Consider the following 25,113-nt stretch of genomic DNA (forward strand, 5'->3'; position numbering starts at 1 on the left):
GGGGGCCCGGCGGCGGGCGGCTCGTCCAGGACGTGGACGGGCGGCCCGCCGCTTCGTCGTGTCCCGGTGGGCCGTCAGGAACGCTGATCCGGCGGCAGCAACAGGACGGCGAGCGCGTCGGCGCAACCGCGGGCGTGACCGAGGAACCAGTCCAGCCGGTCGTCGGTGAGGTGTGCGGGCGTCGAGCGGACCGCGAGGGCGAACCGCGCCTGCCCGGCGCCGTCCAGGACGGGCACGGCGACCGTCCGCACCCCGGCGGCCGACTCGCCGTCGTTGAGCGCGTACCCGGCCGCTCGGACCTTCGCCAACTCGTCGTCCAGGAGCGCTGGTTCGGTGATCGTGCGGTCGGTGAAGGAGGGCAGCGGTCCCAGTGCCGCCGGCGCCGTCTCGCCCGGGCGGGGCCAGGCCAGCAGGATCTTGCCGAGGGCTGTGGAGTGCAGTGGCCGACGCAGGCCCAGCCCGGTGTCCGGGCGGACGGAACCGCCGACCAGGATCACGGCGTGGGTGCCGCTGCGGATCGCCAGGTCGGCGGTCGCCTTGGTGCGCCGGGAGAGCAGGTCCAGCTCCGGTCCGGCCAGGTGCAGCCCGCGCTGGTGGAAGGTGAGTTGGCCGAGTTCGGCGACGGCGGGACCGAGCCGGTAGCGGGCGGTCTGTTCGTCCTGCTCCAGGAATCCGGCGCTGACCAGCGTGCGGGCCAGCCGGTGCGCCGTGGAGACCGACAGGCCCATCCGGCGGGCCAGGTCCGAGGCGCTCAGGTCGGGGCCGTTGTCGTGGAAGCAGTGCAGCAGCCCGAGCGCGCGCTGGACGGCCTGCGCACCGGCCGGCGGACTCTGGACGGCGGTGGCGGCCTCGGCCATGGCACCTCGCGTTTCGGTTCGGAACTCCGGACGGACGGCCGGAGGCGGTCTCAGCGTAGGGCAGCCAGTGCTGCGGAAATGTGTCGACGACGTTGCAATGGAATGGCATTGATGAACAACTGATCCCACGATGTGGCAAAAGCTTGCTTCGGGCTCGTCTGCCGTGGAACGCTCCTCGCATCGCGTCGAACGGCCACTCGGCCTCGGCGGTGACCGTCCCGATTCCACGGAAGGAGAAGCGCCGTGACGTCCCACCGGTGTCTCCCCTCCCGTGCGTGTTGTCGCTGAACGACCCCTCCCGCGCCGCCCGACCCTCCCGCACCGCCTGCCGTCTTGCATCGTGGCGCACAACTTCTTTGCGCACCAGGCCTCATGGGCCTCCGTGCGGTCATCGATCCCGAGCTCCTCCGGCCGTCGTCGGAGCCCCCGTAGAGGACCAACTCCGTTGTCCAGTCGTACCCAGAACGCCTCCCCGCTTCCCGACACCCTCTGGTTCACCCGTTGCCCGGTGCCCACCGCGACCGGGATCGCCGCCGATCAGGGTTGGCTCGCCCGCGAGTTCGCCGCCGACGGCATCGCGGTCCGCTCGCTGCAGGACGCACCGCCCGAGGTGGCCGCGGACCACCACTACACCCACGCGCTGACCGGTCTGTTCCGGGAGGGCGGAAACGTCCCCGCGCTGTGGGCCCGTTCGCGCGGCGAGGCGACCAGGCTGGTCGGCCTCACCTGGATCGAGGAGCGCCAGGTGGTGCTGGTCCGGGCCGGCAGCGGCATCACCGAACCCGGGCAACTGCGTGGACTGCGACTGGCGGTGCCACATCATGACATCGGCATCGACTTCTGGCGGGCGATGGCGCTGGCCGGCCTCCGGGGCGCCCTCGGGCTCGCGGGCCTCACCCTGGCGGACGCCGAGCTGGTGGACGTCCCCGGTTCCGAGGGCGGCGGGCAGTGGTCCGCCGAGCTGGCCGCCCTGCGGGACGGCACGGTGGACGCGGTGTACGTGAAGGGGGCGCTCGCCGTCGAGGCGGCCCGCCGGGTCGGTGCGGAGGTGGCCGTGGAACTGGACGCGGCGCCCGACCGCCGGGCCCGGGTCAACAACGGCACGCCCCGGCCGATCACCGTCCACCAGCGGCTGCTGGACGAACACCCCGAGCTGGTGGCCCGGTTCCTTGCCGTGCTGCTGGAGGCCGCCGACTGGGCGGCGGAGCGTCCGGAGGAGGTGGTCCGGATCCTGCGGGCCGAGACCGGTGCCGGTGCCGAGGGCGTCGCCGGAGCCTATGCGCCGGGCAGCCACCGGACCCTGCGGCTCGACCTGTCGGCGGAGCGGCTGGAGCTGCTCGCGCTGCAGGAACGATTCCTCAGGGAGCAGGGCTTCCTTGCCGCGCCGGTGGACGTCCAGGCCTGGGCCGACCCGGAGCCGCTGCGCGCAGCGCGCGAGCTGCTGCGGGTGCGGCGTGCGGGTGAGGCGGCGGGCGCGGGTTCCGGTGCCGGCGGCGTTCGGATCACAGACTTCAGATAACAGCGTTCAGCTAACAGATTTCGAAAGTTGTCAGCTGTCGGCTGTCATCTGTCACCCCCTTGGAGACCCCCGTGAAGACCCCTCGTCCCGCCCTCGCTGCCACCGCTCTGTTCGCCTCCGCCGCCCTCGCCGCCTGCGGCTCCTCCGCCGACGGGGCCAAGGGCTCCGCCGACGGCGGGGCCGGCGGCAAGGCCGACGTGGTGCTCCGCCTGCCCGATCCCGGCAACAACGGCTTCCTGGCCCGCGGCAAGAAGGACGGTTCACTGGACCGCACCCTGGCCGCGGTCCACGCCAAGGTCGCCTGGACCGGCAGCGCCGGCCCCTTCGCCCCCGCCGCCCAGGCCCTCTCCGCCGACCAACTGGACATCGCCCAGGGTTCGATCACCTCGGCCGTCGCCGCGCTCGCCCAGAAGCCCGGCTTCAAGCTGTTCGCCCAGACCGCGCCCGACGGCGTCGGCGAGGGGATCCTGGTGAAGAACGACTCGCCCGTCAAGTCCGTCCAGGACCTGGTCGGCAGGAAGGTCGCCGTCTCCCAGGGCGGCACCAGCGAGTACCTGCTGCTCAAGGCACTGGCGAAGAACGGCGTCCCGGCCGACAAGGTGGAGCGGGTCTACCTGCGCGCCGACCAGACCTCCGGCGTCTTCAACTCCGGCCAGGTGGACGCCTGGGCGACCTGGAACACCTTCTCGACGCCCGCCATCGCCAACGCCGGTGCGCACTTCCTGGTCAACGGCCAGGAGGTGGGCTCCGACAACTACGCGGTCTGGGCGGTGCGCAACGGCTTCGCCGACAAGCACCCCGAGGTGGTGAAGGCCTTCTACGCCTACCTGCGGGAGAACGGCGCCAAGGAGAAGGCCGACCCGGCCGGCTACCTCAACGTGTTCACCGACGCCGGCCCGACCGCCGTCACCCCCGCCGAGAAGGACGTCGCGGTGAACGTCGGCAAGCAGGGCACCCCGGCCGACGCCATCTCCGACGCCGACACCGCCCGCTTCGGGACGGTCGCCCAGTTCTTCGCCGACCAGAAGGTCACCAAGCAGCTGGTGGACGTCAAGCCGTACCTGATCGACATCAACAAGCTCGGAGACGGTGCCAAGTGACCACCGCCACCCGGCCGTTCACGCCGGAAGACACCCGGGCCGCACTGGAATCCGGCCTGGTCGCCCCGCAGAGCCGGCAGCCCCGGCCCCGCCCCCGGGCACTCGCCGCGACCCTGCGCACCATCGGTCCGCTCGCCCTGCTCGGCGGCTGGGCACTCGCCTCCGCCACCGGCGCGCTCACCCAGGACGTGCTCGCCTCGCCCGCCCAGGTCGCGCAGGCGGTGGGGGAGTTGTGGGGCAACGGCCAGCTGACCGACGCCCTGTCGGTCTCCCTCACCCGCGCCGGACTCGGACTGTTCTTCGGCGCGACCACCGGACTGGTGCTCGGCGTGGTCACCGGATTCACCCGCCTCGGCGAGGAGTTGCTCGACTCCGCGATCCAGGTCCTGCGCACCGTGCCCTTCCTGGCCCTCGTCCCGCTGTTCATGGTCTGGTTCGGCATCACCGAGACCGCCAAGGTTGCCCTGATCGGGGTCGCCACCAGCTTCCCGATGTACGTGTCAGCCTCGGGTGGGGTCCGCAGCACCGACCGCAAGCTGGTCGAGGCGATGCGCAGCTTCGGCCTCGGACGCTGGGCGATCGTGCGTACGGTCGTGCTGCCCGGCGCCCTGCCCTCGCTGCTGTCCGGACTGCGCCTGTCGATGACGCTCAGCGTGATCGCCCTGATCGCCGCCGAGGAGATCAACTCCACCGAAGGCATCGGCTACTTGATGGCCCAGGCACAGAACTACTCGCGCACCGACGTCCTCGCCGTCTGCATCCTGATCTACGGGCTGCTCGGCCTGGCCGCGGACGGTGTCGTCCGGATCCTGGAACGCGTGCTGATGCCGTGGCGCCAGGTCGTCCAGGGAGCGGCCCGATGACCGCCGACACGTTCACCACCGCCACGTCCTCGTCCTCCGCGCCGGCCTCTCTGTCGGTCTCCTCCGCCTCCTCCGCCTCCTCGGCCCCCGAGGAGACGGTCCCGGCCGTCCACCTGCGCGGTCTGCGCCGGGTGTTCGGCACCCGGGCGGTGCTCGACGGGGTCGACCTCTCCATCGCCCGTGGGGAGTTCGTCGCCCTGCTGGGTGCGAGCGGCACCGGCAAGACCACGCTGCTGCGCATCCTCGGGGCTCTCGATCAGGCGGACGGGGGCACCGTGCTCGTCCCGCCGGTCCGAACCGTGGTGTTCCAGGAGCCCCGCCTGGTGCCGTCGAAGCGGGTGCTGGCGAATGTCACGGTCGGCCTGCCGCGCGGCGCCTCGACCCGGGAGACCGGGCTGAAGGCGCTCGCCGAGGTCGGCCTGGAGCGGCACGCCGAGGCCTGGCCGGCCACCCTGTCGGGAGGTGAGGCGCAGCGCGTCGCACTCGCCCGGGCGCTCGTCCGGGAGCCGCAACTCCTGCTGCTCGACGAACCGTTCGCCGCCCTGGACGCGCTCACCCGGCTGCGCATGCAGGACCTCGTCGGCGACCTGGTGCGCCGCCACCGCCCGGCGGTACTGCTGGTCACCCACGACGTGGACGAAGCCGTACGGCTCGCCGACCGGGTCGTGGTACTGCGCGACGGCCTGCTCGCCCGGGACGAAGCCGTCACCGTCGAGAGCCCGCGCGACCCGGCCGATCCCGCCTTCGCCGACCTGCGGCGCCGGCTGCTCGCCGACCTCGGCGTCCACTGACGCCCGCGATCCACCACTGTCCAGCGCGATTCCCCGCGATTTCCCGCAGTTCCCGCGGTTCCCCGAGAGTCCCCGCTATCCTCCCGATTTCCCCCGATTCACCCTGACTTCCGACCAACCGAGCCCGCACCACCGGAGTTGACCAGATGACCGTCACCCTCGGCGTCCACGCCAGCAACCCGTCGCTCTACTACCTCGCCCGACTCCCCTACCTGGACGAGGAACTGGCCCCGCACGGCGAGACCGGCGCCTTCCACCACTACGCGGACGGCACCCGCACCGGCGCGCTGCTCGCCGAGGGCGTCATCGACTTCGGCGGCACCGGCTCCACCCCGCCGATCACCGCCCAGGCGGCCGGCCACGACCTGGTCTACGCGGCCGTCTCCGCACCCCGCCCCGACCACGGCGCCCTCCTGGTGCTGGACTCCGGCCCGGTGCGGACGGTCGCGGACCTCAAGGGCGCCACCGTCGTCCTCGCCGTCGGCTCCTGGCAGACCCACCTGCTCGCCAAGGCCCTGCACGCGCAGGGACTTTCGTACGGCGACGACGTCACCCCGGAGCGCCCGGCGGCCGGCCAGGACCAGGCCCGGCGGCTGCGCGACGGCGAGATCGCCGGCTGGATCGCCCAGGGCGCCGAACTCGCCGCCGCCCGCCGCACCGGGGAGTTCCGCGAGCTGATCCGCACCGGTGACGTCATCACCGACCGTTCGGTGTTCTTCACCCGCCGGGACTTCGCGACCGGCCGTCCCGAGGTGGTCGCCGCGATCGCGATCGCGCTGCGCCGGGCGGACGCCTGGGCGGCCGCCAATCCGGCCGAGGCCGCCGCGATCGCCGCCGAGGAACTGGGCGGCACGGCCGCCGACTGGCAGTCCGCGCTGGTCGCGCTGCCCTGGCGGCTGGAGCCCGCCACCGCCGGGTTCGTCGCCGAACAGCAGGAGGCCGCGGACATCTTCCACGGTGCGGGCTTCATCGACCGGGCACTGACCGTCGCCGACGCCCACCTCCCCGCCCTGGAGGCCCCGGTGGCCGCCGCGCTCGCGAAGGCGGTCTGACCCGTGGCCTCCGAAGTCCTCTGGTACATCATTCCGCGCGAGGGGCACTACCCCTGGGAGCCGGCCGGCCGCCGTCCGGTGGACCTTCGCTACCTCCAGCAACTGGCGGGCAGCGTCGAGCGACTGGGCTACACCGGCGCGCTGCTCGCGACCGACCTGTACGACGTCTGGACGCTCGGCAGCGCGCTCGCGGCCGCCACCACCCCGGCCTTCAAGCCGCTGCTGGCCGTCCACCCGGGGCTGGTCTCACCCACCCTGCTGGCCAAGATGGCACTCAGCTTCGACCACCTGCACGGCGGCCGGCTGCGCTTCAACGTGGTGAACGGCTCGACCGCGCAGCTGCGCGAGTACGGCCTGGACGTCGAACACGACGACCGTTACCGGCTCAGCGGTGAGTACTGGTCGATCGTCAAGCGCCTCACGGCGGGTGAAGTCTTCGACCACAAGGGCGAGTTCTACGAGCTGAAGAACGCGGGCGCGAGCCTGCGCGAGCTGACCCCGGTGCAGCCCGGTGGCATCCCGCTCTGGTTCGGCGGCAGTTCGGCGGCCGGCATCGAGATGGCCGCCGAGCACGTGGACGTCTACCTGACCTGGGGAGAGCCGCCGCACCTGCTCAAGGAGAAGCTGGACCTGGTCCGCGAGCGGGCCGCCGCCCACGGCCGGTCGGTGCGGATCGGGCTGCGGCTGCACCTGATCGTCCGCGACACCGAGGGCGAGGCCTGGGCCGCCGCCGACCGGCTGCTGGACGTCACCAGTGAGGCCACCTACGCGCGCCAGCTGGGTGGCGCGAAGGCGGAGGACGGGGTCGGCTGGCAGCGGCAGTTCCGCCAGCACGGTGGGAAGGTGCCGGCGCGGGCCCGGGAGCTGGAGGCCTACCCCAACCTCTGGCCGGGAATGAGCCTGTTCCGCCCCGGGCCCGGTACGGCGGTGGTCGGCTCGACCGCCCAGGTGATCGAGCGCCTGCAGGAGTTCGAGGCGCTGGGTGTCGACACCTTCATCCTCTCGGGCAACCCGCTGCTGGAGGAGGCCCATCGGGTTGCAGAAACGGTTCTGCCCGCTCTGGGCATCAAGCGGCCGCACGCCGGTGGCTGACTGGTGACAGCTGACAAGTGACGGATAGCGGATAACAGATGACGGATGACAGCTGACAGATTTCGAAATCTGTCAGCTGTCATCCGTCGATCGTCAGCTGTCAGCTGTCAGCTGTCAGCCGTAGCCCTCAGCCGCAGCGATCAGCCTCGGCCGCCGGTCGGCGCCTCCGCCCCGCTCAGCGGCTCAGCCGGTCGATCTCCGCCAGCTCCTCGGCCGTCAGCGGCCCGCCCGCCAGTGCGTCGAGGTTCTGGTCCAGCTGGGCGACGCTGCTCGCGCCGATGATCACCGAGACCACCCGAGGGTCCCGCAGCACCCAGCACAGCGCCAGCTGCGCCAGCGTCTGCCCGCGCCGCTCGGCGACCGCGGCCAGCGCCCGCAGCTGCTCCAGCTTCCGCTCGGTCAGCGCCTCCTCGGTGAGGAACTTGCCGACCGACATCCGCGAGCCCGCCGGAACCGCCCCGGACAGGTAGCGGTCGGTCAGCAGCCCCTGGGCCAGCGGCGAGTAGGCGATGAGGCTGCTCTGGGTTTCGCCCACCGCGTCCAGCACGCCGCCGTCCTCCACGTACCGGTTGAGGATCGAGTACGCCGACTGGTTCATCAGCACCGGCGTCCCCAGCTCGCGCAGGATCGCCACCGCCTCCCGGTGCTGCTCCGCCGGATAGTTGGAGATCGCCGCGTACAGCGCCCTGCCCGAGCGCACCGCGCTGTCGAGCGCCCCCATCGTCTCCTCGATCGGGGTGTCCGGGTCGTACCGGTGCGAGTAGAAGACGTCGACGTAGTCCAGCCCCATCCGGTCCAGCGACTGGTCGAGGCTGGCCAGCAGGTACTTGCGGCTGCCGCCGTTGCCGTACGGGCCGGGCCACATGTCCCAGCCGGCCTTGGTGGCGATGAACAGCTCGTCCCGGTACGGCCGGAAGTCCTGGGCGAACAGGTAGCCGAAGTTGCGCTCGGCGCTGCCGTACGGCGGGCCGTAGTTGTTCGCCAGGTCGAAGTGCGTGACGCCCCGGTCGAAGGCCCGGCGCAGCACCGCCCGCTGCACGTCCAGCGGCTGGGCGTCACCGAAGTTGTGCCAGAGCCCCAGCGAGACGGCGGGCAGCTGGACGCCGCTGCGGCCGGCCTTCCGATAGGTCATCGAGTCATAGCGGTCATCCGCGGCGAGGTAGCTCATGCCGGACATCCTGCCAGTCCGTCGCGGCGGATCAAGCCTTGCCCCGTTCCGGGCCGGTGCCTATGCTCGCGGAGGATCGCGTGCGTGCGAGGCGAGGGGGAGGCGAGATGGCAGTCCGGACCGTGGCCGTGGCCGCCGCCGCAGCCCGCTGTTGTTGTCGCCACCGCAGCACCGACCGCTGACGCCACCCGCGAGCCCCGCCGCCCGAGCGGCCCACCGCCCGCCCCGTCGGCCGTTCCGCCGGTGCCGCCCGTAGGAGCGCAGTGCCGGACCACGCACCGGCTTCCCGCGCTCCGCTCTCCGTGCGGCTCACCGAATCCCGGGACGCTCCGGCCCGCCGGTCCCGTCCCGGTCCTGCTCAGCTCGTCCCCATGCTCCGCTCGTACCCGGCCCGGCCCGGTCCTGTACCCGGCCCCGGCCATGGCCCCGGCCCGGCCCTGGTCCGACCCGAGCCCGACCCCGAGCCCGACTCCGAGCCCGACCCCGAGCGCCCAAGGAGACCGCCGTGCGGTTCACCGTCTCGTCCCTCGTCGCCAACGCCCCCGACCCGGTCACAGGCGTCCGGCGCACCCCGCAGTAGAAGCTGCACAACGTCATCGACCAGGCCGTCCTCGCCGAGCAGCTCGGCTACGACGGCTACGGCGTGGGGGAGCGGCACGGCGAGCCGTTCCTCTCCCCGGCGCCGCCCCTGCTGCTGAGCGCCATCGCCGCCCGCACCTCCACCATCCGGCTGTTCACCACGGTGACGGTGCTCAGCGTCCTCGACCCGGTCCGGGTCGCCGAGGACTACGCGATGCTCGACCAACTCTCCGGGGGTCGGCTGGAGTTGATCGTCGGCAAGGGCAACGACCCGCGCCATTTCGGACTGTTCGGCCTCCCCGAGGAGCGCCAGTGGGAGGCGCTCGCGGAGAACTACGGCCTGCTGCGCAGGCTCTGGCGCGAGGAGAAGGTGACCTGGGAGGGCTCGACCCGCCCGCCGCTCACGGACGTCACGGTCTGGCCGCGCCCGCTCCAGGATCCGATCCCGGTGTGGCACGGCAGCGCGACCAGCACGCGGTCCACCGACCTCGCGGCCCGCCACGGCGACCCGCTCTTCTCCGCCAACTCCTTCCATCCGCTGGAGAAGTACCGGACGCTGGTCGAGCACTACCGCGAGCGCTGGGAGCACTACGGGCACGACCCGGCGCGGGCCCGGGTGGGCGCGAGCTTCGGCGGACTGTTCGTCGCCGAGCGCTCGCAGGACGCCGTCGAGGGCTTCCGTCCGTACTGGAACGCACTGTTCGACTCGGCCGCGGGCCGGCACAACAACTCGCCGTTCACCTCGCTGGAGGACGCGCTGGAGCGCGGCTCGGCGCTGGTCGGCAGTCCGCAGCAGGTGATCGAGAAGATCCACCGCTACCACGAGGCCTTCGGCAACGAGGTGGTCGGCATCGGGGTCGACGCCCTCACCGAGGGGGCGCAGCGCGAGCAGTTGGAGCTGTTCGCGAGCGCGGTGGCGCCGGAGATCCGTCGGGCGCTGCCGTAGCGGTCCACGCCCGCCGCGCGCTGCCACGGCAGCCCGGATCTCCCGCCCGCCCGCGCAATGCGCCGTGCACCCCCTACGCGGCGTGACGCCGGCAACCGTGCGTGACGTGACGCGCGCCACCAGGTGCGCCGGAATGCCGTTCGGCGGGGCGGGGGATGACGAACGGTCGAGGGGCCGTGGCCGCCGGGGGGCGGCGCACGGCCCTCAATCGTTCCGCCCGGCGGGGTCCCGGGGAGCCGCCCGCGCACCCAGGGCCGGAGCCGGAGCCGGCACCGGAGCCCCGAGCGCGAGCCCGGGTCGGGTCGGGCGGAGTCAGCACTGGCCTTCTGTACCTACTGGTATGTACAGTGGCCCGCATGAGCACCCAGGACCGCCTCATCGAGAGCACCCAGGCCCTCCTCTGGGAGCGCGGCTACGTCGGCACCAGCCCCAAGGCCATCCAGCAGCACTCCGGCGTCGGCCAGGGCAGCATGTACCACCACTTCACCGGCAAGCCCGACCTCGCGGCCGCCGCCCTGCGCCGCAGCGCCGAGCAGATGCGCGGCGTCGCCGAGGCCGACCTCGCCGCCCCCGGCAGCGCCTACGACCGGATCGCCGCCTACCTGCAGCGCGACCGCGACGTCCTGCGCGGCTGCCGGATCGGCCGGATGGCCCAGGACCCGGACGTGGTCGCCGACCCGCTCCTGCGCGCGCCCGTCGAGGAGACCTTCGACTGGCTGCGCGGCCGGATCGCCGGATTGATCGCCGACGGCCAGGCGGACGGCGAGTTCGCCCCCGGCCTCGACCCCGCCGACACCGCCGCCGCCGTGGTCGCCGTCGTCCAGGGCGGCTACGTCCTGGCCCGTGCCGCCGACAGCGCCGAGCCGTTCGACCGGGCCGTTCGTGGCGCCCTCGGCCTGCTCGCGGCACACCGCACGGCCTGACCCGCCAAGCCCTCCCGGCCGGCAGCCCGCCTGCCTGCCGGACCCGTCGAACCCGAGGAGCCCAGCCGTGCACGCGATGCAGTACGAGATCACCCTGCCCGCCGACTACGACATGGGCGTCATCCGCAAGCGCGTCGCCGACAAGGGCCACCTGCTCGACGCGCACCCGGGCCTCGGCCTCAAGGCCTATCTGGTCCGCGAGCGCGGCCGACAGGGTTCGCCCGTCAACCAGTACGCGCCGTTCTACCTCTGGCGCACCGTCGAGGGCATGAACGGTTTCCTCTGGGGGCCGGGATTCCGCGGCCTGAGCGCCGACTTCGGCCGCCCCGCCGTCCGGCACTGGCTGGGCGCGGGCCTGACCCACGGCGCGTCAGGAACCTCGGCGGCCTCGGAGACGGCCTCGGCCCCGGCATCGGCATCGGCCTCGGAGGCGGCGTCGTCACCGGCATCGGCATCGGCCTCGGAGGCGGCGTCGTCACCGGAGGGGTCGGCCGGGCCGCCGACCACCGCCACCCGCGAGACCCTACGGCTGCCGGAATCCGCCGACCCGGCCGAGGCCGTCGAGCGGGCGCTCGCCGACCTGCCCACGCACCCGGCCCTGCACACCGCCGCCGTGGCCGTCGACCCGAGCCGCTGGGAGCTGCTCCGCTTCACCCTCTGGCACGGCCCGGCCCCCGAGGACGAGCCCGGCGTCCGTTACCAGGTGCTGCACCTGTCCCGCCCCGAACTCGACCGGCTGCCGGCCGGCCGCCACTGGTGAAAGGACCCACCGCCCCGATGTCCCCCGCGACCGTTCCCACCGGCACCGACCTCACCCCGGCCCCGACCGACCGCACGGCCGGTTACGCCCTGCTCGCCGAACTCGCGGGTCCCGGCGCCGCCACCACGCTCGGGGGCCTGGACGCCGTCGCCCCCGGCTTCCCCGACTGGATCGTCACCAGCCTCTTCGGCGGTACCTACCAGCGTCCCGGACTCGCCCTGCGCGACCGCCAGATCGCGAACCTGGCCGCGCTCACCGCACTCGGCGGCGTCGAGCCGCAGCTGGCCGACCACGTCCGCTACAGCCGACGGATCGGCCTGACGGAGGCGGAGATCACCGAGGTCATCGTCCACCTCGCGCCGTACGTCGGTCTCCCCAAGGCGCTGGCCGGCCTGCGCGTCGCCACCGCCGCCTTCGCGGACGCCACCTTCGCCGACGCCACCTTCGCCGACGCCGCGGCCACGGCCGAGGCCAAGGCCGGGACCGGAACCGGCACCGAGGCCGCGGCGGAGAGCGTCGCCGGGAGCGCCACCCCGGAGGCCGACGCATGAGCCGCACCGTCCGGACTGTCCGCACCGTCCTCGGCGACCTGGACCCCGCCGACCTCGGGGTCACCGACTCCCACGACCACCTCTTCATCCGCAGCCCGCTGCTCCCCGGCCAGGAGCTGGACGATCCGGCCGCCGCCGAGGACGTCCTGCGGGCCTACGCCACCGCCGGTGGCCGTGCCCTCGTCCAGTGGACCCCGCTCGGCCTGGGCCGGGGCGCGGACTCCCTCGCCGCGCTCTCCCGCGCCACCGGCGTCCACGTCGTCGCCGCCACCGGCGCGCACCAGGCGGTCCATTACGCGCCGGGCTTCTTCCCGGACGTCGACGGCGATCCGGCCGAGCGCCCCGGCGCGTACGCCGACCTCGCGGAACGCTTCGTCGCCGAACTCACCACCGGTCTGCCCGGCTCGCCCGAGGGCGTCCGGGCCGGGCTGATCAAGGTCGCGGGCGATCCGGGGCCCGTGAGCCGGCACACCCGGTGGACGATGGCCGCGGCGGCCGAGGCCCACCACGCCACCGGTGCCCCGATCGCCGTCCACCTCGAAGCCGACGGCGCTCCGCTCCGGGTCCTGCACCTGCTGCACGACCGGCACGGGGTCCGGCCCGACCGGATCGTCCTCGGCCACCTCACCCGGCTCCCCGACCGCGCGCTGCACCGTGCCCTGGCCGCAGAGGGGGTCCGGCTCGCGCTGGACAGCCCCTCCCGGTCCGGCCGGTCCGGCGACCACCAGGCCTTCGACGTGATCGCCGACCTGGTCGAGGCGGGCCATGCCGACCAACTGCTGCTCGGCGCCGACACCACCACCCGGACCGCCCGCGCGGCCGCCGGCCCGGTCGGTCTGCTCGCCGACCTCGTCCCGCGCCTCGCCCGCAGCTACGGCCCGGAACTGCCCGAGCTGCTCCTCGTCACCAACCCGGCCGCCGCCTTCGCCGCCGACTGGCGCACGCCGTAAGCGGGGCCCTCGTCGCCTGCGGGTCCCATGGGCCGCGGCCGCGGCTGCCGGGGCGGGCATTCCGCAGACGGCCGCCGGGCGGGTCTTCTACGGTGCCGGGCATGGTGATGCTGACGCTCCGAACCCTCACGACCGCCGACTGGCCGCTCTGGCGGGACCTCCGTCTCGCCGCCCTGACCGGCGCGCCGGACGCCTTCAAGGCCGGCCTGGCCGACTGGGACCAGGGCGGTGAGGACCGTTGGCACGACCGGCTCCGTCTCCCGGACGCCCTCCACGTCGCGGCCCTCCAGGACGACGACCCGGTCGGCCTGGTCGGCGGACTGCCCGGATCGCCGGACGGCGTGCGGGAGTTGCGCTCGCTCTGGGTCGCCCCGCAGGCCCGCGGTCGGGGCGTCGCGGACCGTCTCGTCGAGGAGGTCGAACGCTGGGCCCGGGCCACCGGCGGCACCACGCTGCGCCTCGCCGTACTCCCCGGCAACCGGGCGGCGCTCGCCCTCTACCGCCGCCACGGCTTCACCCCGCTCGCGGAACCCGGGGACCTGCTCGCCGACGGGGTCGGCCGCGAACTCCTCCTGGCGAAGCTTCTGCGGTGACCGCCGCCGCACCCGGCTCGGTACCGGGGCCTCGACCGGCCCGGCCTTCCGAGGCCGACGGGACGGCCTCGGGACCACGGGAAGGCGGGGCCTGTGCCGCACGGGGGACGGCACAGGCCCCGCCTTCCCGAGGTCGAGCGGTCGAGCGGCCTGGCAGGTCGGCGGGCCGGCGGGTCGACCGGCGTCACATGTGGGTGCCGCCGTCGATGCGGAGCTCGGTGCCGGTGACGAAGGCGCCGTCGTCGGAGGCGAGCATGGCGATCACGCCGGCCACCGTCTCCGGGCCGGCGAAGCCCTGGCCGAGCGCGGGGGAGAGCTTGGCCAGCAGACTGAGGTCGGCGTCGGCGGGCAGGCCCGGGTTGTGGGTCATGCCGCTGTCGATGCTGCCCGGCGCGACGCAGACCGCGCGCAGGCCCTGCTTCGAGTACTCCGAGGCGATGGCGTGGGTGAAGGACTGGATGCCGCCCTTGGTCGCGGCGTACGCGGCCATGTAGGGGTGGGCGAAGCTCGCGGAGGTGGAGCTGAAGTTGACCACCACGCCCTTGCCGCCGGCGAGCAGCGCGGGGAGCGCCTCGCGGGTCATCAGGAAGGTGCCGGTCAGGTTCACCGCGAGGAGCCTGTTCCAGAACTCCAGGCTGGTCTCGTGGGTGTGCGAGGAGCGGAGGATGCCGGCCGCGTTGACCAGCACGTCCAGGCCGCCCAGGCCGGTGATCGCCTCGGCCACGCCCGCGACGACGGCCGCCTCGTCCGCGATGTCCAGCGCCTGGACGGTGAGGCGGTCCGCGGTTCCCTCGGCGGTGGCGCGGTCCAGGGTCTTCTTCAGGCCGTCCTCGTTGACGTCGACGGCGACGACCTTCCCGCCCTCGGCGAGGATCCGGTGCACGGTGGCCTGGCCGATGCCCGAGCCGCCGCCGGTGATCAGGACGTTCCGTCCGCTGAAGCGCTCCATGGTGGTACTCCGTTCGTTCGTGGTCTCTCGACCTCAATAGGCACGTTACGCCTAGGTGGCACGTTGTGCCAACAAGTCCACTCGTGTCGATCCGTCGTGACGTGCCGCCTTGGCATCCGCCCGCGTAGGCTGACCCCGTGACCGGACGCCCGACCCTGACCCAGCGCCGCCGTGAGGCCACCCGGCTGGAGATCGCCCGTACCGCTGCCGCGCTCTTCGCCGAGCGGGGCGCGGACGCGACCACCGCCGAGGAGATCGCCCTCACTGCGGGCATCTCGCTGCGCACCTTCTACCGGTACTTCTCGGTCAAGGAGGACGCCGTCGCTCCGCTGCTCGCGGCGGGCGGGCAGGAGTGGGTGGAGCTCTTCACGGCCAGCCCCGCGGACCTGCCGCTGCGCGAGGCGCTGGAGCGTGCGGCGGTCGCGTCGCTGACCCCGGCCGACGAGGCGCGGGCCGAGATGATGCAGTGGGCCCGCGGTCTGCTGCGCGACCCGAAGCTGAACGCCACCTGGCAGCGCGTCCACGCCGACTCGGAGGAGCGGCTGCGGGTCGCCCTCGCCGAGCGCTGCCCGGACGGCACCGACCCGCTGGAGATCCGACTGGCGGCCGCCGCCGCGACCGCGGCGATCCGGGTGGCACTGGAGCAGTGGGCCGCCTCCGAGGCGCCCCTCGCCGGTCCGGGCTCCCCGAGGGACCTCGGCGCTCGCTGCATGCGCGAGCTCACGGAGGGATTGCGGCTGTGGGGGCGGGTCGGCTGAGCCCGGTGCCCGGCCGTCAACCGGCCGGTGACGGCCGACAGTCGACAGTCGACAGATTTCAGATGACAACTTTCGAAATCTGTTATCTGAAAGTTGTCATCCGTCCGCCCGGCTCCCCGTAACCTCCCAGCCGCGGTCGGCTTTCTCCCAGCTGGCGTTAGGGTTGGTCCTCGCGCCCCGGCAGGGGGAACCGGGGTGACCTCCTCGGATGTCCCCAGCGGAGGGGACTGGAGTTCGAGGCGTGGGAGCAAGCAGGACATGGGTCTGACGAGCCACAAGGTGCTGGCGCTGACCGCACTGATCGCGGTCGTGATGATGGTCGGCACGGTCTGGCTGTGGCCCAGACTCGCGAAGAAGACCTGGCAGGCGGTGCTCGGCCGGATCGGCGCACTGCTCGCCACCCAGCTCACGGTGCTCGCCGCGCTCGGCCTGGTCGCCAACAACTACTTCGCCTTCTACAGCAGTTGGGACGACCTGCTGGGCATCGGCGACACCGGCCCGGTGGTCATCCACAACAAGGCGGACGCCTCCGGCCGGCTGATGGTGGAGACGATGGGCCAGGCCGCAGTCAAGGGCGGCGGCGCGATGGGCCGCGAGCCCGGCCAGTCCGGCGAGATCCGCAAGATCAGGATCGACGGCGCGGTCAGCCGGCTGTCCACCGAGGGCTACGTCTACCTGCCGCCGCAGTACTTCCAGCCGGAGTACGCCCAGAAGCAGTTCCCGGCCGTGATCGTCAGCACCGGATTCCCAGGAATCGCCGAGAATCTGATCACCCGCTTCAACTACCCGGGTGCGGCGCTCAAGCTGCTGCAGGAAGGGCGGATGCAGCCGACCGTCATGGTCCTGGTGCGCCCCTCGCCCGCGCTTCCCCAGGACACCGAGTGCGAGGACGTCCCGAACGGCCCGCAGTCCGACACCTACTTCACCAAGGACGTGCCCTCGGCGATCCAGGCCAGCTACCGGGTCTCCTCCGACCCGCAGGCCTGGGCCTTCATGGGCAACTCGACCGGCGGCTACTGCGCGCTCAAGCTGGCCATGCGTCACCCGGACGTCTTTCCGACCGCCGTCGCCCTCTCCGCCTACTACGACGCGGCCGACGACCCCACCACGGGCGACCTCTTCGGCGGCAGCAAGCAGCGCCGCGACGAGGCCAACCTGATGTGGCGGCTGAAGAACCTGCCTCAGCCGAAGGTGTCCGTGCTGCTGGCCGGCACCAAGAAGGGCGACGGCAGCTACCGGCAGGAGACCGAGGCCTTCGTCGACGCGGTGCAGAGCCCGATGAAGGTCTCGTACAGCATGCTGGAGAACGGCGGCCACAACTTCGAGACCTGGAGCGCCCTGCTGCCCTCCTCGCTGGAGTGGCTGTCCCAGCACCTCAAGGTGCCGAACCAGACCGTATGAAGCGACCGGCCGAACCTGAACGCCTGAACGCCTGAACGACCGAACCCCTGGAGCCGCGGCCCCGGGGGTTCGGTCGTTCAGGTCGACGGTTGTTCGGGCCGGCCGGGCCGTTCAGGAACCGTACGGCTCCCGCCCGGCGGTCCCGCCGCTCAGGCCACCCGCTCCAGCGTCCCGGTGTGCAGCTGGCCGACCCGGCCGCCCTCGCCCTCGAAGGTCCAGAAGGCCCGCACAGTCAGCTTGCCGAGGTCCATCACATGGCTGACGGTGATCCCGCTCTGCTCCGTCCAGCTGATGAAGTAGATCTCCGGCGCGACCTCGGCGACGTGCAGCCGCACGTCCTCCCACTGGCCCGCGGACTCGCCGAGGCCCTCCCAGCGCAGCCGCGTGCCGTCGGCCGAGTAGGTGTTGCGGAAGGCCGCGCCGTTGTCGACCCGGAAGAGGTAGGTGCGGCCGGCGAAGGCGGGCAGGGGCGCGGTCATGGTGGGGCGGGTCCTCGTCTCTGTCAGGTCGTGGCGAGCGTCCGGTCGGGCTCGCCGCTCTTGTGCACGGCGGATGATGTCAGGCTTCCAATTTATCCGACCGGGCGCACTCGGTCAGGCACTCGCCACGGTACGGTCCGCCACGGCGCGGCCGCGCGTGTGCGGCCGGGGCCGGGCCCGGCTCGGGGGCTCCCCGGTCGACGTGGCAGCTCCCGGCGCCGGAGACTGACCAACTCGACTGCCATGCAGGGTTGTTGATCGACACCACTGTGAGCTGCGCCCTCGCGGACCCCGCCGCCGGGATGTCCACTCCGGCCCCGGCCCCGACCACCACCCCGAGCACCCCGGCGCTGTCCTCCTCGGTCGCCGAAGAGGCGCTGACCTGGTCGGACGAGTTCAACGGCGCGATCAGCCGGGGCCGGCGCTGGAGAACGGCAAGCAGTCGTGGGGCACTGGCTTCCTGACCACCGAGGGCTTCCAGGTCAAGACCGGCGACTACGCCGAGACCCGGGTCAAGCTGTCCGCCGTCAGCGGCGCCTGGCCGGCCCCGTGGACCTGGAAGAACGGCAATGGGGAGATCGACTCCTTCGAGTGCCACCCCGACAATCCGAACCTGCTGGAGCCGACCAACCACGTCGACCCGGGCAACGCGAAGTACTGGACCGTCGCGAGCGCTGTCGCGAAGGACCGGCGGTGGCCATCGGGACCGATTGCGGCGCCAACTCGTAGGACCGGGTCCATCCCTCAGGCCAAGCCACCCCTCCGGACCTGGCCACCGCCGGGCCGGCCCCGCCGGCGGAACCGCGCGGCTCAGGAACCGGCAGCCGCCTCGGCCACCCTGATGTCGAACAGCTGCCGGTTGTTGCCATCGTTCCGGTCGTCCGCGCTGCGCACCGTGACCGAGCCGCCGCTCAGTCTGCCCACCGGCAGTTCCGGGTCGAGCCGGACCGGGATGAGGGCGGTCGCGCTGCGCCCCTCCCGCAGTCCGGCTCCGAAGACGCACCGCACGACGCGGCCGTGGCCCGTCACCCGGCAGTCGGACGGGAAGTACGGGCCCTCCGGGCTCACGCCCTCCGGCAGGGTGATCACGACCGTGAACGGGGAGGCGGTGGTGTCCGGACCCCCGTTGCCGACGAAGGCGTGGATGGTGGTGGTGCCGCCGGGCGTGGCCGGGTCCGGGTCGAACCGGACCACCTCCAGGTCGGAGTCGGACGGTCGGGCGGCGGCGGGTGCGGGCAGCGTGGAGGCTCCGGCCGCTTCCGAGCCGGAGCCGGTACCGGTACCGGTACCGGAAGCGGCCGTCCCCGCCCCGGGCTTGGCCGGTGCCGGCAGGGTGGAGGCGCCGGTCGTCACCGGCGCAGGCAGGATGGACGCCTCGGGCGTGCCCGTCGCGACGACCTCCACCGCGGGCCGGGGCTCGGGGCGCAGCAAGGCCCAGGACGGGTCGGTGGCCAGTACCGTCACCGCGCACCCCGCCGCCACGGCCGCGACCAGCCCGGCCCCGCCGAACCCCCTGCCTCCCGCGGCACGCCGGCCGTCGCCCAACAGGCCGGCACCCCGCAGACCACGTCCTCGCAGGCGACGGCCCCGCAGGCCACCGCCCGCCGCGACGTCACCTGCCGCGCCACCGTCCGGCACGTCGCCACCCCGTACCCCACCGCCACCGCCCTGAACGACGCTCCGCACGTCCCGGTGCTGCTGCTCCATCCCCGCTCACCCTGTCCTCGCGTCCCGGCCGCCCGCGCCGTTGCGGGCCGCGTCGGCACCAGGGTGGCGGAGTCGCCGCCGGAGCCCGGCGGCAACCCGCCCGGCGTCCGCTCGAACGGATGACGCGGCACGCCGCTCCGACCGGGTCGGCCGGCAACGGTGGTTGACGTGCTGTCAGGGTGCGAGGACCTGCCCCAGTCGGGTCGCGATCTGGTGCATCACCGGTACCAGCGAGGCGGCCCCGGCCTGCTCCTCCAGGGCCCGGATGCGGGCCTCCGGTCCGGAGACGGAGAGGGCGGTGGGCGTCGGCGCGCCGGGGACGGCGAGCGCGATGCACCGGACGCCGATCTCCTGCTCCTGGTCGTCGACCACGTAGCCGCGCTCGCGCGCCTCGGCGAGCTGGCGCATCAGCTCCTGCGGGTCGGTGACCGTGTACTCGGTGTGGGCGGGCAGGGGGTTGGGGCCGAGGACGGCGCGGGCCTCGTCCTCGGGCAGCTGGGCGAGCAGCGCCTTGCCGACGCCGGTGCAGTGCGGCTGCACCCGTCGGCCGACCTCGGTGAACATCCGCATCGAGCGGCGCGACTGCACCTGTCCGACGTACACCACCTCGCCGCCCTCCAGCACCGCCAGGTTGGCGGTCTCGCCGGTGGCCTCCATGAGCTCGGCCAGGTACGGGCGGGCCCAGCTGCCGAGCAGCCGGCCGGCGGTCTCGCCCAGGCGGATCAGTCGGGGGCCGAGGGTGTAGCGGCGCGCGGTGTCCTGGCGGACATAGCCCTGCTGGACGAGGGTACGAACCAGTCGGTGGATCGTCGGCATCGGGAGGCCGGAACTGGTGGAGAGTTCGCTGAGTGTGGCCACGCCTCCGGAGTCGGCCAGCGCCTCCAGGAGTTGGAAGGCGCGCTCGACGGACTGCACGCCGCCGCTCGCGCGCTCGGTGCCTGTCGTCGATGCTGGGTCGGGGGTCGCAGCCACCGGCGTTTCCTTCACTGTCGGGGGAGGAGTAGAGTCCCGGCGACCTCTTCAACAAACCGTTGAAATTCTGTATCGCGGAAACTAGTCTCCACTTTACAGAATCGAACTCGCCGACAGGCGGGTTCCGATCGAGGAAGTTCCCCGGGGAAGTTCCTACCGGAGCTCCCTTCGCCAGGCTCAACCGTCTTAGGAGTGTCCTGCTCATGGCCGCAGATCAAGGGCCCCTCGGCGCCTCCCCCGCCGCTCCGGTCGTCACTGTCGCCGGTCCGCGCGTCCACCGGGCGGAGGAGGTGCTCACTCCGGAGGCGATCGCCTTCGTCGCAGGGCTCCATCGCGCCTTCGAGGGGCGCCGGCAGGAGCTGCTGGCCGGGCGCAAGGCCCGCCGTGCCGAGATCGCCGCCGCCGGCACGCTGGACTTCCTCCCCGGGACCGCCGGGATCCGGGCCGCGGACTGGAAGGTCGCCGAGGCGCCGCGCGCCCTCCAGGACCGCCGGGTCGAGATCACCGGCCCGACCGACCGCAAGATGGTCGTCAACGCGCTCAACTCCGGGGCGCGGATCTGGCTCGCGGACTTCGAGGACGCCACCTCCCCGACCTGGGAGAACGTGGTCGGCGGCCAGGTCAACCTGATCGACGCCTTCGAGGGCCGGATCGACTTCACCAGCACGGCCGGCAAGGCCTACACCCTCAGGCCCGCCGCCGAGCTCGCCACCGTCGTCGTCCGCCCGCGCGGCTGGCACCTGGACGAGAACCACCTGCTGGTCGACGGCACCCCGGTGGCCGGTGCGTTCGTCGACTTCGGGCTCTACTTCTTCCACAACGCCGCCCGGCTGCTGGCCAGGGGCGCCGAGGACCCCAACTCCGGCCCGTACTTCTACCTGCCGAAGACCGAGAGCCACCTCGAAGCCCGCCTGTGGAACGACGTGTTCACCCACGCCCAGGCCGAACTCGGCATCCCGTACGGCACGATCCGGGCGACCGTGCTGATCGAGACCATCACGGCCGCGTTCGAGATGGACGAGATCCTCTACGAGCTGCGCGACCACGCGGCCGGCCTCAACGCCGGGCGTTGGGACTACCTGTTCTCGATCGTCAAGAACTTCCGCGACGCCGGCGAGCACTACATCCTGCCGGACCGCAACAGCGTCACCATGGCCTCGCCCTTCATGGCCGCCTACACCCGGCTGCTGGTGCAGACCTGCCACCGGCGCGGCGCCCACGCGATCGGGGGCATGGCCGCGTTCATCCCGAGCCGCCGCGACCCGGAGGTCAACGCCTCCGCGCTGGAGAAGGTCAAGGCCGACAAGGACCGCGAGGCCGGCAACGGCTTCGACGGCTCCTGGGTCGCCCACCCCGACCTGGTGCCGGTCGCCCGGGCCTCCTTCGACGTAGTGCTCGGCGAGCGGCCCCACCAGAAGGACAACCCCGGCCCGGCCGAGCCGGTGACCGCCGCCCAGCTGCTCGACATCGCGGGCGCCGGCGGCACCTGCACCCGTGCGGGGCTGCACAACGCCGTCCAGGTCGGGATCCGCTACATCGAGGCCTGGCTGCGCGGCCTCGGGGCCGTCGGCATCTTCAACATGATGGAGGACGCCGCCACCGCCGAGATCTCCCGCTCGCAGATCTGGCAGTGGATCCACAACGGGGTCGTGCTGTCCGACACCGGTGAGAAGACCACCGCCGAGCTGGTCCGCACCCTGGTCGCCGCGGAGCTGGCCGAACTCCTCGCCGAGCTGGGCGAGGAGGCCTACGGTGCCGGCCGCTGGCGCGAGGCCGCCGAGCTCTTCGAACAGGTCGCCCTGGCCGGGGAGTTCGTGGACTTCCTGACCCTCCCCGCGCTGCCCCTGCTGGGCTGATCCCCACCTACCCGCCGGTGCCACCGCTGCCGTCCGCCGGGACGCGGCACTCCGGCGGTCCACTGCTCCGTTCCGTACGGCGACGAATCCACCTGTCCTCTCGTCGCCGTACGGAACGGTCCGTTCCACGCAAGGAGTTCACCCATGGCGCGCATGTTCTTCAACGGCCAGGCGATGACCGGCGGCCCCTTCCACAGCAAGGTCGCCGACTCGCTGCTCGGGCCGGCCAGGACCGCCCCCGGCTACCGATTCTTCTCCATCGACCACAGCGGCGGGACGGACGTCTGCCCGGGGCTGCTGGCGGACCCGGAGGCGGGCACCGCGATCGAGGGCGAGCTGTACGACATCCCGCTGGAGCGACTGCGCGATGTCATCCTGCCGGGCGAGCCGCGCGAACTGGAACTGGGCGTGATCGAGTTGGAGGACGGCTCGGCCTGCCTGTCGATGCTGCTGGCCCGCGGAGAGGTCGAGCGCGGGGTGCACCGCGAGATCACCCACCACGGCGGCTGGCGCGCCTACCTCAGGACGATCGGGCGCGAGGCCTGACGTGCGGACGGCCCGTGCCGGCCGGGATGGATGACGGATGACAGCTGACAACTTTCATCATCTGTCATCCGTCATCCGTTCGCTGAAAGCTGTTCGCTGAAATCCGTCCGCTGAAGTCCGTTCGCCGAAAGCTCTCAGCCCCCCGCCGCGAGGTGCGGGCGCCCCGCCACGATCGCGTCGCCCAGCCGGCTGCGCCGGTACAGCACGCTGCGGCCGAGCCGGTTGCGCTCCAGCAGCCCGGCCGCCGCGAGCGCTCCCAGGTGCCGGCTGACCGCACCCGGGGTGACCCCGAGCCGGTGCGCCAGCTCCGTCGTGCTGGCCGGGGTCTCCAGCAGTGCCAGCAGCCTGGCCCTGGGGGCGCCGATCAGTCCGGCCAGCGGCCCGTCGGCCACCGCCCCTGCCCCGGCGCCGGCGGGCCCCAGGCCCTCGGCCATCGTCGCCTTGCCGCGCGCCGGGTAGCAGACCAGCGGCGGCCCCGCCTGGGTGACATCGGTCTGCGCCCCGAGCCCGAACAGCGTCGGGATCAGCACCAATCCGCGCCCGGCGACCTTCACCGTGGTGCCCACCGCCTTCACCGCCGGGTGCGGGTCGACGAGCCGCAGCACCCCGGCGTGCCAGCTCAGCCTGGCGTCGAGGTCCGCGAACAGCCCGTCCGCCCCGTGCTCCGAGAGCATCCGCCCCCGGTAGGCGATGTCCGCCTCCAGCACCGAGCGGGCGCGCGGCCACCAGGCGGGGGCGAGGCAGCGCGTCCAGTACGCGTCCAGCGCCTCGGCCGTCCGGGCGGCCAGCGCCGCCGGGTCGTCGATCAGCCCGGCCAGCACCGGCGGCAGCGGGCTGGGTTTCCCGCCGCCCCGGTAGGCCTCCAGCACGTCGGCCCGCACCACCTCCGGCGGGGTGGCCGCCAGCCGCGCCAACTCGGCCGAGAAGTCCGGACGGGGGCCGAGCGGACGCGGCGTGAGGAAGTCCGGCACGAAGCCGACCGGCGCGATCATCGACTCCAGCAGTGCGGTGTCCAGCGTCTCGTAGCGGTCCTGCCAGCCGGCGATCCACGGCTGCTGCTCCGGGTAGCGCAGGGGCCAGTGGCGGGCGCGCAGGCTCAACACCGCCTCCTGAAGGGCGGAGTAGCCGAACCAGGTGGCGGCGAGGTCGTCGACGCCCAGATGGAACTCGAACATTGACCGTAACGGTAAAAGAGTTCCGCCGCCGGGGGAAGCCCGCTGTCCTACTGCCATGACCTCTGCCGCGGTGCTTCCCTCCGCCGTCCGACGGCTGCTGCCGGCCGACCCCCTGCTGCGCAGGCTCGCCCTGATGAGCCTGGTGAACACCGTCGGCAACGGTCTGTTCGTGACCGTCGGCGTGTTGTTCCTGACCCGCTCCGTCGGCCTGACCCCGGGCCGGATCGCGCGCGGGCTGAGCGCGGCCGGCGTCTGCGGGGTGTTCGCCGGGCTGCCGATGGGCCGGCTCGCCGACCGGGTCGGCAGCAAGCGGCTGCTGATGGTGGTCGGGCCGCTGGAGGCGCTCGCCGTGCTCGGCTACGCCTTCGTGCACTCCTTCGCCGCCTTCGTCGCCCTGGCCTGTGCGGCCACGGTGCTGGAGCGCGGCGCGGCGGCGGTGCGCAGCGCCCTGATCGCCCGGACGCTGCCGGCCGAGAGTCAGGTGCGTTCACGGTCGCTGCTGCGCTCGGTGATGAACGCGGGGCTGGTGGTCGGGTCCGGCGGCGCGGCGCTGGCGCTGCAGTCCGACAGCTATGCCGGGTACGTCACCGTGATGGTCCTGGACGCCGCGAGCTTCCTGGGTGCGACGGCGCTGCTGGCCGGCCTCCCCGTCCGTGACCTGACGGTCGGCCGGGACGGTGCCCCGGAGGCCGCCGCGGGGCGGCGGACGGTGCTGCGCGACCGCCGTTACCTGCTGGTCACCGTGCTGCACGCGCTGCTGGAGCTCCAGCTCCCGGTGCTCACTGTGGGGATCCCGCTGTGGGTCGTGCTCGCGACGGACGCGCCGGCGGCGGTGGTGGCGGCGGTCAGCGTGGTCAACTGCCTGCTGGTGGTGGTGTTCCAGGTCCGGGCGAGCCGGGATGTGGACGGTGTTCCGTCGGCGGCCCGGGCCTGCGCCCGGGGCGGCCTGCTGCTGGCGGGTGGTTGCCTGCTCTACGCGGCGGCGCAGTCGGGCCCGGCCGCGGTCGCCACCGCGGCGATCCTGGTCGGCGCCCTGGTGCACAGCCTCGGCGAGCTGCTCACCTCGGCGGGCGGTTGGACGCTGAGCCTGGACCTGGCCGATCCGCGTTCCCACGGCGAGTACCAGGGCTTGTTCATGAGCGGCCAGGCGGCGGCCCACGTGATCGGCCCGCTGGTGATCAGCCTGACCGTGGTCGACCACGGCGTGGTCGGCTGGGCCGTCCTGGCCGGTGTGTTCGTCCTCGCGGGCGCCGCTCTCCCGGCCGCCGTCCGGCACGCGGAGCAACCGGCCGCCGCCCGCTGACCGCGAGCCCTGGTCAAACGGTCCGGGTCCGCGGCCCCGGTCCGCGGCCCTGTTCTGCGGCCCCGGTCAACGGTCCCCGGTCCACGGGCCCGGTCGAACGGGCCCCGATCCGCGGCCCCCGATCGTCCGGCCCGCTTCCCACGGGGGTGGGAGCGGGCCGGAGGCACGCCGCGGCGGCGCGGCCGGGCCCGGGGGGGGGGGGGCGGGGGGGGCCCCCCCCCCC

At 73.2% G+C, this 25,113-nt stretch carries 25 protein-coding genes; 18 read left to right on the top strand and 7 right to left on the bottom strand.

The genetic code is table 11. The annotated features are described in order from the left end of the window. Nucleotides 1–74 precede the first annotated feature (74 nt). Nucleotides 75–857: an IclR family transcriptional regulator gene (locus tag ACFWJ4_RS33630; protein WP_359898563.1), complete on the bottom strand. Its 783-nt coding sequence runs from the start codon at nt 855–857 to the stop codon at nt 75–77. Between the two features lie 445 nt (nt 858–1,302). Here ACFWJ4_RS33630 and ACFWJ4_RS33635 point away from each other — a divergent pair, with 445 nt between their 5' ends. The 6 genes from ACFWJ4_RS33635 (at nt 1,303) to ACFWJ4_RS33660 (ending at nt 7,274) form a co-directional block, all read left to right on the top strand. After that, the gene (locus ACFWJ4_RS33635; protein WP_380550962.1) at nt 1,303–2,376 is read left to right on the top strand and encodes an ABC transporter substrate-binding protein; all 1,074 of its coding nucleotides are present in this window, start codon (nt 1,303–1,305) and stop codon (nt 2,374–2,376) included. 71 nt (nt 2,377–2,447) lie between these two features. Beyond that, complete coding sequence (locus tag ACFWJ4_RS33640) at nt 2,448–3,476, top strand: NrtA/SsuA/CpmA family ABC transporter substrate-binding protein (protein WP_380550965.1); 1,029 nt, start codon at nt 2,448–2,450, stop codon at nt 3,474–3,476. After that, entirely contained in the window at nt 3,473–4,339 is an 867-nt protein-coding gene (locus ACFWJ4_RS33645; RefSeq protein ID WP_380550968.1) for an ABC transporter permease, read from the top strand. The genes ACFWJ4_RS33640 and ACFWJ4_RS33645 overlap by 4 nt, the downstream gene beginning before the upstream one ends. Next, complete coding sequence (locus tag ACFWJ4_RS33650) at nt 4,336–5,130, top strand: ABC transporter ATP-binding protein (RefSeq protein ID WP_380550971.1); 795 nt, start codon at nt 4,336–4,338, stop codon at nt 5,128–5,130. Before ACFWJ4_RS33645 ends, ACFWJ4_RS33650 begins: the two co-directional genes overlap by 4 nt. 146 nt (nt 5,131–5,276) lie before the next feature. Further along, on the top strand, nt 5,277–6,182 hold the full coding sequence (locus ACFWJ4_RS33655) for an ABC transporter substrate-binding protein (protein WP_380550974.1): 906 nt from the start codon (nt 5,277–5,279) through the stop codon (nt 6,180–6,182). A gap of 3 nt (nt 6,183–6,185) precedes the next feature. Then, on the top strand, nt 6,186–7,274 hold the full coding sequence (locus tag ACFWJ4_RS33660; RefSeq protein WP_380550977.1) for an LLM class flavin-dependent oxidoreductase: 1,089 nt from the start codon (nt 6,186–6,188) through the stop codon (nt 7,272–7,274). Between the two features lie 175 nt (nt 7,275–7,449). Here ACFWJ4_RS33660 and ACFWJ4_RS33665 read toward each other — a convergent pair whose 3' ends face one another. Further along, nucleotides 7,450–8,442: an aldo/keto reductase gene (locus tag ACFWJ4_RS33665; protein ID WP_380550980.1), complete on the bottom strand. Its 993-nt coding sequence runs from the start codon at nt 8,440–8,442 to the stop codon at nt 7,450–7,452. Nucleotides 8,443–9,037: 595 nt separating this feature from the next. Between ACFWJ4_RS33665 and ACFWJ4_RS33670 the strand changes: the two genes are divergently transcribed. From ACFWJ4_RS33670 to ACFWJ4_RS33695, 6 genes are all read left to right on the top strand, one after another. Continuing rightward, nucleotides 9,038–9,967, top strand: coding sequence for an LLM class flavin-dependent oxidoreductase (locus ACFWJ4_RS33670; protein ID WP_380551024.1), 930 nt, complete (start codon nt 9,038–9,040; stop codon nt 9,965–9,967). 356 nt (nt 9,968–10,323) lie between these two features. Further along, nucleotides 10,324–10,890 (top strand): TetR/AcrR family transcriptional regulator, encoded by a 567-nt coding sequence (locus ACFWJ4_RS33675; RefSeq protein WP_380550983.1) that lies wholly within the window; start codon nt 10,324–10,326, stop codon nt 10,888–10,890. A gap of 67 nt (nt 10,891–10,957) precedes the next feature. Beyond that, nucleotides 10,958–11,650, top strand: a complete 693-nt coding sequence (locus tag ACFWJ4_RS33680; protein WP_380550986.1) for a DUF4865 family protein — start codon at nt 10,958–10,960, stop codon at nt 11,648–11,650. A gap of 17 nt (nt 11,651–11,667) precedes the next feature. Continuing rightward, nucleotides 11,668–12,201, top strand: a complete 534-nt coding sequence (locus tag ACFWJ4_RS33685) for a carboxymuconolactone decarboxylase family protein (RefSeq protein ID WP_380550989.1) — start codon at nt 11,668–11,670, stop codon at nt 12,199–12,201. Then, the gene (locus ACFWJ4_RS33690; RefSeq protein ID WP_380550992.1) at nt 12,198–13,151 is read left to right on the top strand and encodes a phosphotriesterase; all 954 of its coding nucleotides are present in this window, start codon (nt 12,198–12,200) and stop codon (nt 13,149–13,151) included. The genes ACFWJ4_RS33685 and ACFWJ4_RS33690 overlap by 4 nt, the downstream gene beginning before the upstream one ends. 101 nt (nt 13,152–13,252) lie before the next feature. Next, entirely contained in the window at nt 13,253–13,744 is a 492-nt protein-coding gene (locus ACFWJ4_RS33695; RefSeq protein WP_380550995.1) for a GNAT family N-acetyltransferase, read from the top strand. 184 nt (nt 13,745–13,928) lie between these two features. On the opposite strand, the gene ACFWJ4_RS33700 is transcribed toward ACFWJ4_RS33695, so the two are convergent. Continuing rightward, a complete protein-coding gene (locus tag ACFWJ4_RS33700) occupies nt 13,929–14,693 on the bottom strand; it encodes an SDR family NAD(P)-dependent oxidoreductase (RefSeq protein WP_380550998.1) in 765 nt (254 codons plus the stop codon). A 137-nt stretch (nt 14,694–14,830) separates the two neighbouring features. On the opposite strand from ACFWJ4_RS33700, the gene ACFWJ4_RS33705 reads away from it, so the two are divergent. Next, nucleotides 14,831–15,451: a TetR family transcriptional regulator gene (locus ACFWJ4_RS33705; RefSeq protein WP_380551001.1), complete on the top strand. Its 621-nt coding sequence runs from the start codon at nt 14,831–14,833 to the stop codon at nt 15,449–15,451. 258 nt (nt 15,452–15,709) lie between these two features. Beyond that, complete coding sequence (locus ACFWJ4_RS33710; RefSeq protein ID WP_380551004.1) at nt 15,710–16,852, top strand: alpha/beta hydrolase; 1,143 nt, start codon at nt 15,710–15,712, stop codon at nt 16,850–16,852. A 149-nt stretch (nt 16,853–17,001) separates the two neighbouring features. On the opposite strand, the gene ACFWJ4_RS33715 is transcribed toward ACFWJ4_RS33710, so the two are convergent. After that, entirely contained in the window at nt 17,002–17,331 is a 330-nt protein-coding gene (locus tag ACFWJ4_RS33715) for a MoaF N-terminal domain-containing protein (protein ID WP_359898547.1), read from the bottom strand. Between the two features lie 254 nt (nt 17,332–17,585). Between ACFWJ4_RS33715 and ACFWJ4_RS33720 the strand changes: the two genes are divergently transcribed. Further along, nucleotides 17,586–17,795 carry a hypothetical protein gene (locus ACFWJ4_RS33720; RefSeq protein WP_380551007.1) on the top strand — a complete coding sequence of 70 codons (210 nt, stop codon included), beginning with the start codon at nt 17,586–17,588 and terminating at the stop codon, nt 17,793–17,795. Between the two features lie 346 nt (nt 17,796–18,141). On the opposite strand, the gene ACFWJ4_RS33725 is transcribed toward ACFWJ4_RS33720, so the two are convergent. Both ACFWJ4_RS33725 and ACFWJ4_RS33730 read right to left on the bottom strand, forming a co-directional pair. Further along, entirely contained in the window at nt 18,142–18,795 is a 654-nt protein-coding gene (locus ACFWJ4_RS33725; protein ID WP_380551009.1) for a hypothetical protein, read from the bottom strand. A 417-nt stretch (nt 18,796–19,212) separates the two neighbouring features. Beyond that, complete coding sequence (locus ACFWJ4_RS33730; protein ID WP_380551012.1) at nt 19,213–20,010, bottom strand: IclR family transcriptional regulator; 798 nt, start codon at nt 20,008–20,010, stop codon at nt 19,213–19,215. Nucleotides 20,011–20,213: 203 nt separating this feature from the next. Here ACFWJ4_RS33730 and aceB point away from each other — a divergent pair, with 203 nt between their 5' ends. Both aceB and ACFWJ4_RS33740 read left to right on the top strand, forming a co-directional pair. Next, nucleotides 20,214–21,866, top strand: coding sequence for a malate synthase A (gene aceB, locus ACFWJ4_RS33735; RefSeq protein WP_380551015.1), 1,653 nt, complete (start codon nt 20,214–20,216; stop codon nt 21,864–21,866). Nucleotides 21,867–22,010: 144 nt separating this feature from the next. Continuing rightward, on the top strand, nt 22,011–22,412 hold the full coding sequence (locus ACFWJ4_RS33740) for a gamma-glutamylcyclotransferase (RefSeq protein ID WP_359898542.1): 402 nt from the start codon (nt 22,011–22,013) through the stop codon (nt 22,410–22,412). A 134-nt stretch (nt 22,413–22,546) separates the two neighbouring features. Here the strand turns inward: ACFWJ4_RS33740 and ACFWJ4_RS33745 are convergent, their stop codons facing one another. After that, the gene (locus tag ACFWJ4_RS33745; protein WP_380551018.1) at nt 22,547–23,587 is read right to left on the bottom strand and encodes a helix-turn-helix domain-containing protein; all 1,041 of its coding nucleotides are present in this window, start codon (nt 23,585–23,587) and stop codon (nt 22,547–22,549) included. 55 nt (nt 23,588–23,642) lie between these two features. Here ACFWJ4_RS33745 and ACFWJ4_RS33750 point away from each other — a divergent pair, with 55 nt between their 5' ends. Further along, complete coding sequence (locus ACFWJ4_RS33750) at nt 23,643–24,890, top strand: MFS transporter (protein ID WP_380551021.1); 1,248 nt, start codon at nt 23,643–23,645, stop codon at nt 24,888–24,890. Nucleotides 24,891–25,113 lie beyond the last annotated feature (223 nt).

Origin of the sequence: Kitasatospora sp. NPDC127067, from assembly GCF_042724755.1 — a bacterium.
Taxonomy (GTDB): Bacteria; Actinomycetota; Actinomycetes; order Streptomycetales; family Streptomycetaceae; genus Kitasatospora; species Kitasatospora lactacystinica.

What these genes read in the sequence shown, in the direction of transcription:
- ACFWJ4_RS33665 (WP_380550980.1), bottom strand. Translation starts at nt 8,442, where the DNA reads ATGAGCTACCTCGCCGCGGATGACCGCTATGACTCGATGACCTATCGG.
- aceB (WP_380551015.1), top strand. Translation starts at nt 20,214, where the DNA reads ATGGCCGCAGATCAAGGGCCCCTCGGCGCCTCCCCCGCCGCTCCGGTC.
- ACFWJ4_RS33650 (WP_380550971.1), top strand. Translation starts at nt 4,336, where the DNA reads ATGACCGCCGACACGTTCACCACCGCCACGTCCTCGTCCTCCGCGCCG.
- ACFWJ4_RS33630 (WP_359898563.1), bottom strand. Translation starts at nt 857, where the DNA reads ATGGCCGAGGCCGCCACCGCCGTCCAGAGTCCGCCGGCCGGTGCGCAG.
- ACFWJ4_RS33655 (WP_380550974.1), top strand. Translation starts at nt 5,277, where the DNA reads ATGACCGTCACCCTCGGCGTCCACGCCAGCAACCCGTCGCTCTACTAC.
- ACFWJ4_RS33675 (WP_380550983.1), top strand. Translation starts at nt 10,324, where the DNA reads ATGAGCACCCAGGACCGCCTCATCGAGAGCACCCAGGCCCTCCTCTGG.
- ACFWJ4_RS33750 (WP_380551021.1), top strand. Translation starts at nt 23,643, where the DNA reads ATGACCTCTGCCGCGGTGCTTCCCTCCGCCGTCCGACGGCTGCTGCCG.
- ACFWJ4_RS33740 (WP_359898542.1), top strand. Translation starts at nt 22,011, where the DNA reads ATGGCGCGCATGTTCTTCAACGGCCAGGCGATGACCGGCGGCCCCTTC.
- ACFWJ4_RS33710 (WP_380551004.1), top strand. Translation starts at nt 15,710, where the DNA reads ATGGGTCTGACGAGCCACAAGGTGCTGGCGCTGACCGCACTGATCGCG.
- ACFWJ4_RS33700 (WP_380550998.1), bottom strand. Translation starts at nt 14,693, where the DNA reads ATGGAGCGCTTCAGCGGACGGAACGTCCTGATCACCGGCGGCGGCTCG.
- ACFWJ4_RS33685 (WP_380550989.1), top strand. Translation starts at nt 11,668, where the DNA reads ATGTCCCCCGCGACCGTTCCCACCGGCACCGACCTCACCCCGGCCCCG.
- ACFWJ4_RS33690 (WP_380550992.1), top strand. Translation starts at nt 12,198, where the DNA reads ATGAGCCGCACCGTCCGGACTGTCCGCACCGTCCTCGGCGACCTGGAC.
- ACFWJ4_RS33715 (WP_359898547.1), bottom strand. Translation starts at nt 17,331, where the DNA reads ATGACCGCGCCCCTGCCCGCCTTCGCCGGCCGCACCTACCTCTTCCGG.
- ACFWJ4_RS33695 (WP_380550995.1), top strand. Translation starts at nt 13,253, where the DNA reads ATGGTGATGCTGACGCTCCGAACCCTCACGACCGCCGACTGGCCGCTC.
- ACFWJ4_RS33745 (WP_380551018.1), bottom strand. Translation starts at nt 23,587, where the DNA reads ATGTTCGAGTTCCATCTGGGCGTCGACGACCTCGCCGCCACCTGGTTC.